The sequence below is a fragment of the Cytobacillus sp. EB106-05-05-XG126 genome (assembly GCF_058791715.1).
Genome location: NZ_JBYTDU010000001.1, coordinates 1,065,513 through 1,077,738, shown reverse-complemented (window position 1 = coordinate 1,077,738; position 12,226 = coordinate 1,065,513). Strand labels below are relative to the sequence as shown.

The window sequence follows — 12,226 nt, the reverse complement described above, 5'->3', positions numbered from 1 at the left end:
ATTCTTCTAAATTTTTGCAGCATGGAAATACATAGTCTACTATTTTAAGGAGGAATTATATGAGTCAGTTAACTGCAGGTTTAAAAGAAAAGGTAGAAAAGTTCTTAAGCGGGAAGAAAAAATTATATATCAATGGTGAATTTGTTGAAAGCAAATCACAGAAAACATTCGATACGTATAACCCAGCGACTGGAGAAGTTCTGGCTTCTGTTTTCGAAGCCGGTGCAGAAGATATTGATCTGGCAGTAAAAGCAGCCCGAAAGGCTTTTGATGAAGGCAAATGGTCTAAAATGAGCGCTTCTAAGCGCAGCCGCCTGATGTACAAGCTTGCTGATCTTATGGAAGAAAACAGTGAAGAATTAGCACAGCTTGAGACATTGGATAATGGAAAGCCAATCCGTGAAACAACAAATGCCGATATTCCTTTGGCAATTGAACATATGCGCTACTATGCAGGCTGGTCTACGAAGATTGTCGGACAGACTATTCCTGTCAACGGGCCATTCTTCAACTATACCCGCCATGAGGCTGTTGGTGTAGTGGGGCAAATCATCCCTTGGAACTTCCCTCTTCTTATGGCAATGTGGAAGCTGGGTGCAGCCCTTGCAACGGGATGTACGGTTGTTCTTAAACCAGCGGAGCAAACACCTCTTTCCGCTTTATACCTTGCTGAGTTAATGGATCAGGCAGGATTCCCTCCAGGGGTTATCAATATTGTCCCTGGTTTTGGAGAAACAGCTGGCCAGCCGCTTGTTGACCATCCGCTGGTAGATAAAATTGCGTTTACTGGTTCTACAGAAGTAGGTAAACGGATTATGTCAAATGCTTCAAAGACTTTAAAGCGGGTTACACTTGAGCTTGGCGGCAAGTCTCCGAACATTATCCTGCCGGACGCTGATTTATCAAAAGCAATTCCTGGAGCTCTTAACGGTGTTATGTTCAACCAGGGACAGGTTTGCTGTGCCGGATCCCGTGTTTTCATTCAAAAGAAGCAGTTTGATAATGTTGTAGCTGACATGGCTTCACATGCTAAAAAAATCAAGCAAGGTGCCGGAATTCATGCTGACACTGAAATTGGCCCGCTTGTATCTGCTGAGCAGCAAAACAGAGTTCTTGGGTACATTGAAAAAGGCCTGAGCGAAGGTGCTCAGCTTGTAGCAGGAGGAGATAAGCCGCAGGAGCAAGGTTACTTCGTCTCCCCTACTATCTTTGCAGATGTTAATGACGAAATGACAATTGCGAAGGAAGAAATCTTCGGACCGGTTATTTCGGCCATGCCTTATGATGATATTGACGAATTAATTAACCGTGCCAATAACAGCGAATATGGATTAGCTGCAGGAGTTTGGACTCGTGATGTTGCAAATGCACACTATGTGGCCAATAAACTCCGTGCTGGTACAGTTTGGGTGAACTGCTACAACGCTTTCGATGCTGCATCCCCATTTGGCGGCTATAAGCAATCCGGTATCGGCCGTGAAATGGGCTCATACGCTCTTGATAACTATACAGAAGTTAAGAGTGTATGGATCTCCATGAAATAATAGCCGAATCAAAAAAAGGAACCTTTCGAGGTTCCTTTTTTAATGGAAATTCCTTTAAAGTTTCTTCCCATTAAGAATAAGTTCACAGATTATCCATAGGATTTTTGATGGATATTATTTATCCTTATATTGGGAGGGGAAATAATGAAAAAAGTATATATGATTTCCGCTATTATTGTCGTATTAGGCATTGCTGCCGGCATTTCTTTTTTTATCATTCGTGATATGACATCAAAGATACCTGAGCATATTACACTTTTAACCGATGATGAGAAGGTATATGACTTTGCAGAATCTGATGAGAAGCTGAAGCTTGTTGAATTTATTTATACGCACTGTCCGGATATATGTCCGACGACTACCCAAAGGATGAATCTCCTGAAAAGTGATCTTACTAATGAGGGTGTATTTGGGGACAAAGTGCAATTTATTACTGTTACGATCGACCCTTATAGGGATACCGCAGATGTTCTTAAAAAATATAGAAGCACCTTTGATATCGAAAATGATGAGAATTGGATCTTTCTTACTGCTGATCCTGATACATTGAAAAAGGATCAGGCAGAAATTCAGGAGCTCGCAAACACATTCCAATTTCAATACCGTGATCCCGGTGATGGCTTCTATGTTCACAGCACCTTTGTGTATTTGCTTGACGAGAATAATAAATTTATTAAGAAGTTCCCTATGGGAGAAGATTTTGACAGGAATGAAGTTTTCAAAAAGATAATGAAGCAAATATAACAAAAAAATGGCGGATTTTAGGATCCGCCATTTTTTTTAACCTAGTTCGCAGAAGAAGATAAATTTTTGTTTTGGTCAATGAGTATTAAAGTTTTTGATCTTGGCTTTGAGAAGCTTACTTTAATACCGGATTTCTTTAATCGGTTTACTAAATCAACCAGCTGTTTTTTAGCCATCTAAAAAACTCCTTTTTCCCTGCCTGTATGATTAATATTTTACATGAAATTTATGAAAAAACTATGAACAAAAAGAAACAATTTATACTTTTTCAAGGTTTTAATAAAAGTGTATGCCTGGTTTTTACTTCAGTGAGAACTGTTTTATGATAGTTCCCATCTGTCCAGTCTTTCATCTGATCATGGTACCACTGGCTTAAAGGATGTCCGGATTGCCCTGGTCCCACTAGATGGTAGGCAGTATTCATGTATTGTGTATCAATCACAAATCTCCATGAGCCTCCATGATTCACAGTGCCATCGTCTTTGTTGGCTGCCGCCTGCACAGTGACTGAGCTGCCGCCAACAGGAATTCGGCCCTCTCTATTAAACAAATAGTTTAAAGGTTTTACACTCGAAAGCGGGTGGGAAAAAGCTAATTGATGATAGTTACCCCATTTCCATTTAGTCGGGCTGCTTCCTTGAAGATCTTCGGCTTCCTTGACCGCTGTACTCAATGATTGGGAAAGGACTTCCTGCAATCCGCCCTTTTCTTCAATCCAGATGCTTTCCCGGCCATTTGCTGCATTTCTCAATAATTCATCCACTGCCTGCTTTTGTCCTTTGAAGAGCTTCCTCATTTCGGGTGGTATCTGATCTTCAAAAAGAACATCGGATATGCTTTTCATCCAAAGATTGAAAATAAGAGGGGCTGCCTCATCCTTGCTGTCAATATAATCCCATTTACTCAGGATCGATAAAGCTTCCTTTTCAAGAGCGGTGGATGGTTCTTTCATTCCGGACAGGAAAAGCGGTATGAATTCCTTTGCCTGCAGGTTTTTCTGATCCATTTGCAGTGACATCATATCTTCAGCTGTAAGATCATCCTTGCTCTTGAGAAATTCCTGAATGCGCATTTGTCTATAGGGCTGTGCCCAATCATGACTGATATGGTAAGGATAGCTGTCATCTATAACCTTATTGTTTGCCGTTGATATATACCCTTCTTCGGGATTGACCGTTTTAGGCAGCTGATCATAAGGAATGTAGCCTTTCCACCCATATTCATCCGACCAGCCGGGCACTGGCAGCAGTCCGTCTCCTTTCTTTCTGATTGGGATTTTACCATTTGCTTTATAAGCAATAGTTCCATCATAAGAAGCAAATACAAAGTTTTGGGCAGGTGTATGAAATAACTCCAATGCTTGTTCAAACTGATTCCAGTCTGATGATTTATTCATTTTTAGAATGGCTTCCAGCTCTTTTGAAGGCTGAAGCGCTGTCCATTGTAAGGAAAGAACGGTATCCTTGCCGCTGTCTCCAGCAAATTCCGATATCACAGGTCCGTGGCGTGTAATCGTTATTTTATAGCTAATTGGCTCTTTGCCTTTTACCTTAATTGGTTCTTCTATTTCTTCTGCCTTTTCCCACTTTTCATTGAATAGAAACTCGTTTCCTTTGGCAGGATTCCTTTTTTCGATATACAAATCCTGAACATCTGGTCCTGTATTGGTTACTCCCCATGCAATATCTTCATTGTGACCGAGGATGATGCCCGGGATTCCGGCAAAAATGACACCGCTGACGTTCATTTCAGGAGACTCCAGGTGCATCTGATACCAGATAGAAGGTGTGCTGAGAGACAGATGAGGGTCATCAGCCAAAATAGGCTTTCCTGATGCCGTTTTACTGCCGGCTGCCACCCAGTTATTGCTTCCGTTAAATTCAGGAGGCGTGATGACAGATGCAAAGCTTTCTTCAATATTTAAGTTGTGTTTTCCTATTATGTATGGGGCTTCATCCGGATAGGAGGGGAATAATTCATATGCTTTATCTTCAGGAAAATGCTGAAGGAGATAATAGCGGAATGCCTGGCTTTCCCAGTGTCCGCCAAGATCATATGCCATATATTTGCCAATAGTGAGCGAATCCACTGGAGACCATTCTTCCGGTTCATAGCCGAGTATGGAAAATTCAACAGGCATTTTTCCATTTTCTTTAACCTCTTTAATATAAAGATTAACTCCTTCTGCAAACCAGCCTAAAATCTGTTTTGCATCGGAGGAGTATGCATCATAGGATGCTTCTGCAGCCCTTCTCAAACCAAGAGTTCTAAAATATTTATCATTTTCAACCGTAGCCTCTCCAATTACTTCACTCAATCTTCCCGATGCCTGACGCCTGCTTAAGTCCATCTGAAAAAGGCGATCCTGAGCCTGGACATAGCCTTGTGCAATAAAAAGGTCCCGTTCATTAGCAGCAAGCAGGTGCGGGACTCCGCTGCCATCCCGATTGACCATTACTTCCTGAGAGATGGAGCCTATTCTGATTTCCCCATCTGTTTTAGGCAGAGAGCGGGACAAAAAACCATACATAATGAAAAAGGCTGCAGCCAGCAGCACTAATATGATAGCAATGCTCCAAAGCGAGTACTTCTTCCACTTTGATTTTGGCTGGAGCTGGATCTCAATATTGCCTTCCATAAACATTCCTTCCTTTATTATTAAATTTTAAATTCGAACCGGCCGGAAAGCTTTTGCTCATCAGCTTCATTTTTAACGGATACTTCTCCTGTCAGCCTTTTTTCGTTATCTTCCCATTTCTCTCCAGTCACTCTCCCTTCTATTGTCAGCTTCTCACCGGGTCGTGTCATTTTGCTGAAGCGCACTTTGAACCTTCTCAGGTCCTTTCTTGGAAACCACTCAGCCAGTGCTTCGCCTGCCATTCCCATTATAAGCATCCCGTGGGCGATCACTCCGTCCAATCCGGCCTTTTCTCCTACAGGGACTACTGTATGAATCGGATTGAAATCTCCGGATGCCCCTGCATACTTGACCAGCTGTGTATGTGTGATCTCTGGTTTATGAATCATTTTCAGCTCACTCATTTTTGCTTCCCCCTCTTTCTATAATGGTGGATTCTGAATAGAGAACATCTTTTCCATCACTGTTTTTGTAATGAATACCTATTGTAATAAACCGCAGGTTCCTCTTTTCAAAAGAAGAAATTACTTTAGGGGCTGCAGTTACTGTATCACCAGCACATATTTCCCCCATATAGCGATATTCCTGGCCGCCGTGAAGAACCTTGAGCGGGTTAAGTCCGAATAGCTCAATTAGGGTTTCGAAATCCATGCCACCCCACATCTCGATGGCTGTTGGAAATGTTGGCGGGATGGGGATGTCACGGTACCCCTCTTTTCTCGCAGTGTCGGCATCATAATAAATAGGGTTTTTGTCTCCAATTGCCATAGCGAATTCTTTGATTTTTCCCCTTTCAATTGTAAACTGGAAAGGTTTTAACTTCACATCTGCTTTTAAAAGAGATTCCATTAAAATCGCACTTCCTCTCATCCTTTTATAATCTTTATGTATTCGACTTTTTCCTCCTGCTTCCTGTTAATTCTCTAAACTTTTATCGAAGAGGTTACATGATAATAAGAAGAATTCGCGATTACGCGCTGAAAGTGGTATAATTTTATGGATTATGTATTTGGAGGAATAAAAACAATATGATAACTGTCAGTAATGTAGGTCTTCGATACGGCGACCGCAAACTATTCGAAGACGTTAATATTAAATTCACACCTGGCAATTGCTATGGATTGATTGGAGCAAATGGTGCAGGTAAATCAACTTTTCTTAAAATTTTATCAGGTGAAATTGAGGCACAATCCGGAAGTGTTCATTTAGGCCCCGGAGAACGCCTGGCTGTCCTGAAGCAGAACCATTTTGAGTACGAAGAATTTGAAGTATTAAAAGTAGTCATCATGGGCCATGCCCGTCTTTATGAAGTGATGCAGGAAAAAGATGCTATTTATATGAAGGCTGATTTCACGGATGAAGATGGGATGAAGGCTGCTGAACTAGAAGGTGAATTTGCTGAATTAAATGGATGGGAAGCAGAATCTGAAGCAGCTATTTTGCTGAAGGGACTTGGAATCGGAGAAGAGCTTCACGACAAAAAAATGGCTGACCTTTCCGGTTCTGAAAAAGTGAAAGTTTTGCTTGCGCAGGCGCTTTTTGGCAAGCCGGATGTTCTTTTGCTGGATGAGCCGACAAACCACTTGGATATCAAAGCAATTCAATGGCTTGAGGAATTCCTGATCAACTTTGAGAATACCGTTATTGTCGTATCCCATGACCGCCATTTCTTAAATAAAGTTTGTACGCATATTGCCGATCTTGACTTTGGGAAGATCCAGATTTACGTTGGGAACTATGACTTCTGGTATGAGTCAAGCCAGCTTGCACAAAGAATGGCTCAGGATGCCAATAAGAAAAAAGAAGAAAAAATCAAGGAACTGCAAAGCTTTATTGCCCGCTTTAGTGCAAACGCATCAAAATCCAAGCAGGCAACTTCACGTAAAAAGCTTCTTGATAAGATTTCTCTGGATGACATTAGACCATCCTCAAGAAAATATCCGTATGTCGGATTTTCGCCAGACCGTGAAATTGGAAATGATTTGCTTCGGGTAGACGGCATCAGCAAAACAATTGATGGTGTTAAAGTTCTAAATAATGTCAGCTTCATCATGAATAAAGATGATAAAATAGCGTTAGTTGGCACGAACGAATTGGCGAAAACGACCCTGTTTAAAATACTGACTGGTGAAATGGAGCCGGATGAAGGAACGTTTAAGTGGGGTGTTACGACCTCTCAGTCCTATTTCCCTAATGACAACTCTGAGTTCTTTGAGAACTCTGATTTGAGCCTTGTAGACTGGCTGCGCCAATTCTCGCCTGCAGATGACAGTGAAAGCTTCTTGAGAGGTTTCCTTGGAAGAATGCTGTTCTCTGGTGAGGAAGTCCTAAAGAAAGCAAGCGTTCTTTCCGGTGGGGAAAAAGTCCGCTGCATGCTATCTAAAATGATGCTGAGCGGTGCTAACGTGCTTCTTTTAGATGAGCCGACCAACCACCTTGATTTGGAATCCATTACGGCGTTGAATAATGGACTGATTAACTTCAAAGGCTCCATGATTTTTGCTTCACATGACCATCAGTTCATTCAAACCATTGCCAACCGCATTATTGAAATTACACCGGCTGGCATTGTCGATAAGCAAATGACTTATGATGAGTATTTAGAAGACTCAGCCATTCAGAAACAAGTAGCTGAAATGTATCAGTAAACAGTAAAAGCAGGAGGATCAGCCTCCTGCTTTTAACTTTGTCAAAAATCCTGTTTTTTCTTTTTATGGCGTGCAGAGGAAGCTGTTCTGCTGCCTGTTTCCATGTTGGTTGTCCCTTGCCCTTCGACATTTGGAGAGCTCAATCCAGCCTTTGAAGGGTCTTTTTTGCGTTTGCTCATAGTTAAACACCTCCTTTCTTACTTTTTCGTGTTAAGGCTCTTTTTATCCATGGAATAAAAATGGAGTACAAAAGCCAATCTAACAAACGGAGGAGGTGTTAACATTGACGAAAAGAGTAGCGGTTGAACAATCCTTAACAAATGTTTCTGAAGCGCTTCGCCAAAAAGGATACGAAGTGATTGACATGAAGTCGGCGCATGATGCTGAGAACTGCTCATGCTGTGTTGTGAGCGGTGTTGATTCAAATGTAATGGGTATGCAGGATGTTTCTACAAAAGCATCTGTCATTGAAGCAAGCGGCCTTTCAGCGGACGAAGTATGCCGCCAGGTGGAGCAAAGAATGCAATAATGAAAAGTGAGCCAAAGACTAAAGATAACTTCTTTAGTCTTTTTCAATGAAAATAAAGTGAAACTTCAATCAGTGGGGGTTTTCCTTATCCCCCACTGATTGTTAGTCGCGTTCTAGTGTCGCTAAGATCTCCGCTAGCGCTTCGATTAATCGACACTACGAACCCGATTGGTTCAACTAAGCCTCTGCCTGCGCGTCGGCAAGTTTCACTGTATCTCACCAATCGGGCCTTTACATTATAAAGCGAGGCGACTTGCCCAGGGGTGACAAGCATAAGACGAGCAGCTGGAGGGAAGTGCCTTTCTTCCCACCAGCTGATTGGCTTATGACCTCGAGCCCCTAGGAGCCGCTGCTAGATTGGGCAGTTTGACCCCCACTTAACCTCCTTTGATTCCTCTGAGTCTTGAAGTGGGGGTCTTACTGCCCGTTAGACTGCGATAAATAAAGACGGGCTTTAAGCCCGTCTTCTCCTTCTTCTAGCTTTTGCTTTAAGATTTTTCCTTAAAACGAGAATAAAGATCCCGAATAAGAATAGGGCTAATCCTGCTTTTCCATAGTACCCTGTTGTCTCTTTTTCTGGCTCCTTATCTGTTTTGAGCTGACTTGAAACCACTTCATCCTGTTTATCCTCGATCAGCTTTACAGATTGAATGATTCTCCCGTTTTCATTCTTTATCTGCAGCTTCCCTTTTTCTGTAATGTTTTCTTCGTAGTTCCCTTTTGGCAAAGTGATGGGTATTATTTCATCGCCAGTTGTATAGGTTTTTCCATTAGAGGGAAAAACATCAGTGCTGCCGAGTGCCGCAGCTTCAAAGTTGCTGTGTCCATAATTCAAAAGGTTTTTTGTATCATTATAAATGTCCCGCTTATAATCCGCTTTTAACACAATAGCGGTTAACTTTATTGAATCATATTCTGCAGAGGTAGCGAGAGTCTGTTTGGCTTCATCCACGAAACCGGTTTTCCCCCCTGTCACTCCCTCGAATGGAACCTCCCCTTTGAGCATCCTGTGATGAGTAAAGATGGTGGTGTCCCATGATTTTCCTGTCCACTTCAATTCCTTTGTCCCATAGATTTCTCTGAAGGTCTCATTTTTCAGGGCGTAATTGGTTAATTTCGCAAGGTCAGCTGCGGTTGTAAAGTGGTTTTCATCATACAGACCGTGAGGATTAACAAAGTGGGTATTTTTTAACCCAACATTCTTTTTCAGGTAGCGATTAAGGTTCTCTGAGAATGCTTCTATATTGCCGTCCAAATGCTCAGCAATGCTCCAGGCGGCATCATTTCCTGAGTTAATCAGCATTCCCTGAACGAGTTTTTTTAAGGGCACCTGTTCCCCTTCCTCCAAATACACTTGTGTTCCTTCGGCCTCCGCTGCATTCCTGCTGATTGTGGCCAAATCATTCAAGTCGCCATTTTCAATGGCATAAATGGCTGTTGCTATTTTCGTCAGACTGGCAGGGTACATCTTTTTATCCGCGTTTTTTGCATATAGAACAGCTCCTGATTCTGAATCTGTTACAATTGCGGCTTCACTGATAATTTCAGGCCCTTTTGTTTCCTCAGCAGCTGCATTTCCAGTCGGAAAACTGAATAAAAGCAGGATAATAGCAACCAATTTTTTCATAAATACACATCCATTTCAAACCGATAATCAATCCATCCTGATTGTATCAAACAATAAATGCATAGCCCTATCATATTTATAAATTGTTACATAATTGAAAATTTGATACCTTATTTTGAGAAGACTGATAATGAAAGGAAATTATTGATTTACCTTTTCGAAAAACAAAAAAGCAATCCAATTGGACTGCTTTTCAGCTGGAGCATCCGCCTCCACAGCTCGAACAGCTGGAGCCGCCTGAATCATTTCCTCCTCCAGAATCATGATCATTGCTGCTGCATGAGAAGCCTGAGCAGTAAACCATTCCGGCAGCATTGGCTTTTGCGAGCTCCTCGGGGAGCAGTTCATTCATATTGTCCTCGAACCAATCTGGTTCATAAACCGAAAAATACACGGCTGGAAACAGCAGATAGGAATACTGGCTGACAGATGTGGGCTTCGTAAATTCCAGCGGCTTTTTCCCAAGGTTCATTAATTCTGATTCAGAAATTTCATACTTCAGTTTTTCTATAATCTTCTTTTTCAAATTAAGCCAATCATTTCCTGTCCTGAAATACTTATTTAGCAGTTGAGTCTCATTCATGCTCCTGAAATCATCAAGTATTTCTTTTTTTATAGGATTTTGCAAAAAGCCTCCCCATATTCTGCTGCTATTATGGCCTGCCTTAAAAAGAGTTAAATACACCCAGTCAAAAAAGGCCCTTTCACCTGGAATGGGGGTGCTGTTCATATTTGGGGAATGGTGAAGATATTCACCGAAGAATTTCTTGGAAAACTGATCATAATCACGGGTGAACATCAGCATTTCATGCCAGATCTCATCCGCTTTACTGCTGAACATAGGCACCGTTTTCAGTATGGCATTTATCACAAAATATCTTTTCAGCTCAAAAAATGTCCAATCATATGCGTAGTCTTTCCATTTCGGGTGCTCTCTCAATACACGATTTTTTATATTCTCCCTGTACCCTTCAGGCAAAGATTTTTCTAATTGCTGGATCATCGGCAGATAGTCGTCTGACTGAATTCCCAGATGCTCAGGAAATGGCTCATCTTTTAAAAAGGAATCTCTTTTCGAACCACCCACTAGAGCTTTAATGACTATGGCAGCGAAAGTCACACCGAAAATAAATAAAAATAGTTCCATTGAACCTCCCCCATTCTATTTATGTTCTAATTATATATGAATCTTACATTATTTAACAGGGAGGATTACTTCAAAAAAAAACCGCCGAATATGGCGGCAGTGCTAATTTTTTGCCTTTATATAAAAGCGCTTTAAGAATTCAACATAAATATCATCATGAACAAGCCATGCTTGGTATTTTCTTTTAATGAAATTTTCTGCTGCCTGAAAATCCGGGTAAGGTTCCTGTATTGGCTTTCCATTCATTTCAAGGATCCATTTGCCGTCAGCTTCAGCAAAAATAAAAAATTTGTCTCCTTTCTTATTTTCATACAGTGATCCCTGTTTCGCGCTTTTATTATTGTATTTGTTTTTAAATGCATCCTGTCTCAAAGGGTCCAGGGGAAAAATGTCCTGAACGAATAGTTTATAAGCATCTTTTCCCATCGAACAGCCTGATGCTTTGGCATGTCCGCCCCCTCCAAACTTTCCGGCCACGGCAGAAACATCAACGTGGTCATGGATTGTCCTGAAACTGATTTTTTTGCCCCCGAGATTTAAGATAGCGATATAGTCGATATGGGGATACTCTTTACCAAGCTCATTGCCAAGCTCCGAATGATAAGATTCTGCATGGACAATGCCTGTACAATATTCGCCGATGAACGTTTGTATCATTTCCCGCTTCTTCCGCCTGACGTAACGCTCAATTTTCTCCTCTTCCATATCCAGCAATTTCTGTTCAAACTCATCAAATTCGAATGTATCAGAGCTCATGATTCTTTCCGTCATTTTTTCTTCGAATTCTTCTCTGGAAATCATGAAAAATAAATCATTCAGATTTTTTGCCTTTATATTTTCATTTTGGTCCCATTCCCAGGTGTCATACTGTCGGACGAGCTCGACAAATTCATCGAGGGCCTGAGACGGCTGGATCATTTCATGCTCCTGGAGATACTCATACAGCAAAGAGGTTGCAGCCGTGAGCCTGCCATCTTCATATTGCACTTTCACTCTGCCCCAGCTGTAATCATTAAAATGAAGAGCTGTTTTATGATGGTCAATTAATCTGACGTTTCCGCCGCCTTTTGCCAGATCATCAAGCCTGATCAAGTTTTCATCGTTAACGGATAAATCTGTGATCATTAAAAAATCATCTTTTATATTTTTTTCATTTTCCAGCAATTTTTCTATCTGATAATCAAGTCCCATCACAGAGTTATAGCGAACCTCAACATCTTTTCCAAAAGCGATCCTGGCAACAATGCCGCACCCGACGCCATCAAGGTCATTATGTGTATACAGCCTGTACAAAATCCATCACCTGCTATTCTTAGACTAATTCCTCTGTTAGTTTGGTTACGGAGGAA

At 41.5% G+C, this 12,226-nt stretch carries 12 protein-coding genes; 4 read left to right on the top strand and 8 right to left on the bottom strand.

Annotation, left to right across the window (positions count from 1 at the left end; all coding sequences use genetic code 11):
* Window positions 1-59: 59 nt before the first annotated feature.
* Both AC3WTL_RS05375 and AC3WTL_RS05370 read left to right on the top strand, forming a co-directional pair.
* A complete protein-coding gene (locus AC3WTL_RS05375) occupies window positions 60-1,544 on the top strand; it encodes an aldehyde dehydrogenase family protein (protein WP_492369170.1) in 1,485 nt (494 codons plus the stop codon).
* Between the two features lie 144 nt (window positions 1,545-1,688).
* Window positions 1,689-2,288 carry an SCO family protein gene (locus AC3WTL_RS05370; RefSeq protein WP_492369169.1) on the top strand — a complete coding sequence of 200 codons (600 nt, stop codon included), beginning with the start codon at window positions 1,689-1,691 and terminating at the stop codon, window positions 2,286-2,288.
* Window positions 2,289-2,329: 41 nt separating this feature from the next.
* On the opposite strand, the gene AC3WTL_RS05365 is transcribed toward AC3WTL_RS05370, so the two are convergent.
* The 4 genes from AC3WTL_RS05365 to AC3WTL_RS05350 form a co-directional block, all read right to left on the bottom strand.
* Window positions 2,330-2,464: a hypothetical protein gene (locus AC3WTL_RS05365; protein ID WP_258750305.1), complete on the bottom strand. Its 135-nt coding sequence runs from the start codon at window positions 2,462-2,464 to the stop codon at window positions 2,330-2,332.
* A 92-nt stretch (window positions 2,465-2,556) separates the two neighbouring features.
* A complete protein-coding gene (locus AC3WTL_RS05360) occupies window positions 2,557-4,914 on the bottom strand; it encodes a penicillin acylase family protein (protein ID WP_248348168.1) in 2,358 nt (785 codons plus the stop codon).
* A gap of 32 nt (window positions 4,915-4,946) precedes the next feature.
* Window positions 4,947-5,330, bottom strand: a complete 384-nt coding sequence (locus AC3WTL_RS05355) for a MaoC/PaaZ C-terminal domain-containing protein (protein WP_248347287.1) — start codon at window positions 5,328-5,330, stop codon at window positions 4,947-4,949.
* Window positions 5,323-5,775, bottom strand: coding sequence for an FAS1-like dehydratase domain-containing protein (locus AC3WTL_RS05350; protein ID WP_492369168.1), 453 nt, complete (start codon window positions 5,773-5,775; stop codon window positions 5,323-5,325). The genes AC3WTL_RS05355 and AC3WTL_RS05350 overlap by 8 nt, the downstream gene beginning before the upstream one ends.
* A gap of 179 nt (window positions 5,776-5,954) precedes the next feature.
* On the opposite strand from AC3WTL_RS05350, the gene AC3WTL_RS05345 reads away from it, so the two are divergent.
* The gene (locus AC3WTL_RS05345) at window positions 5,955-7,574 is read left to right on the top strand and encodes an ABC-F family ATP-binding cassette domain-containing protein (protein WP_076256563.1); all 1,620 of its coding nucleotides are present in this window, start codon (window positions 5,955-5,957) and stop codon (window positions 7,572-7,574) included.
* 41 nt (window positions 7,575-7,615) lie between these two features.
* On the opposite strand, the gene AC3WTL_RS05340 is transcribed toward AC3WTL_RS05345, so the two are convergent.
* Complete coding sequence (locus AC3WTL_RS05340; protein WP_082139039.1) at window positions 7,616-7,753, bottom strand: YuzL family protein; 138 nt, start codon at window positions 7,751-7,753, stop codon at window positions 7,616-7,618.
* Between the two features lie 104 nt (window positions 7,754-7,857).
* Here AC3WTL_RS05340 and AC3WTL_RS05335 point away from each other — a divergent pair, with 104 nt between their 5' ends.
* Window positions 7,858-8,103: a YkuS family protein gene (locus AC3WTL_RS05335; protein ID WP_248347293.1), complete on the top strand. Its 246-nt coding sequence runs from the start codon at window positions 7,858-7,860 to the stop codon at window positions 8,101-8,103.
* Window positions 8,104-8,557: 454 nt separating this feature from the next.
* On the opposite strand, the gene AC3WTL_RS05330 is transcribed toward AC3WTL_RS05335, so the two are convergent.
* The 3 genes from AC3WTL_RS05330 to AC3WTL_RS05320 all read right to left on the bottom strand — a co-directional run bounded on the left by AC3WTL_RS05330 (window position 8,558) and on the right by AC3WTL_RS05320 (window position 12,170).
* On the bottom strand, window positions 8,558-9,730 hold the full coding sequence (locus AC3WTL_RS05330) for a D-alanyl-D-alanine carboxypeptidase family protein (RefSeq protein WP_252222012.1): 1,173 nt from the start codon (window positions 9,728-9,730) through the stop codon (window positions 8,558-8,560).
* 193 nt (window positions 9,731-9,923) lie between these two features.
* Window positions 9,924-10,877, bottom strand: coding sequence for a UCP032817 domain-containing protein (locus AC3WTL_RS05325; RefSeq protein ID WP_492369167.1), 954 nt, complete (start codon window positions 10,875-10,877; stop codon window positions 9,924-9,926).
* Window positions 10,878-10,979: 102 nt separating this feature from the next.
* Entirely contained in the window at window positions 10,980-12,170 is a 1,191-nt protein-coding gene (locus AC3WTL_RS05320; protein ID WP_492369166.1) for a DHH family phosphoesterase, read from the bottom strand.
* Window positions 12,171-12,226 lie beyond the last annotated feature (56 nt).

Bases quoted from the DNA above. Each gene is read 5' to 3' on its own strand.
- AC3WTL_RS05345 (WP_076256563.1), top strand. From the start codon at position 5,955: ATGATAACTGTCAGTAATGTAGGTCTTCGATACGGCGACCGCAAACTA.
- AC3WTL_RS05365 (WP_258750305.1), bottom strand. From the start codon at position 2,464: ATGGCTAAAAAACAGCTGGTTGATTTAGTAAACCGATTAAAGAAATCC.
- AC3WTL_RS05350 (WP_492369168.1), bottom strand. From the start codon at position 5,775: ATGGAATCTCTTTTAAAAGCAGATGTGAAGTTAAAACCTTTCCAGTTT.
- AC3WTL_RS05325 (WP_492369167.1), bottom strand. From the start codon at position 10,877: ATGGAACTATTTTTATTTATTTTCGGTGTGACTTTCGCTGCCATAGTC.
- AC3WTL_RS05355 (WP_248347287.1), bottom strand. From the start codon at position 5,330: ATGAGTGAGCTGAAAATGATTCATAAACCAGAGATCACACATACACAG.
- AC3WTL_RS05330 (WP_252222012.1), bottom strand. From the start codon at position 9,730: ATGAAAAAATTGGTTGCTATTATCCTGCTTTTATTCAGTTTTCCGACT.
- AC3WTL_RS05340 (WP_082139039.1), bottom strand. From the start codon at position 7,753: ATGAGCAAACGCAAAAAAGACCCTTCAAAGGCTGGATTGAGCTCTCCA.
- AC3WTL_RS05375 (WP_492369170.1), top strand. From the start codon at position 60: ATGAGTCAGTTAACTGCAGGTTTAAAAGAAAAGGTAGAAAAGTTCTTA.
- AC3WTL_RS05370 (WP_492369169.1), top strand. From the start codon at position 1,689: ATGAAAAAAGTATATATGATTTCCGCTATTATTGTCGTATTAGGCATT.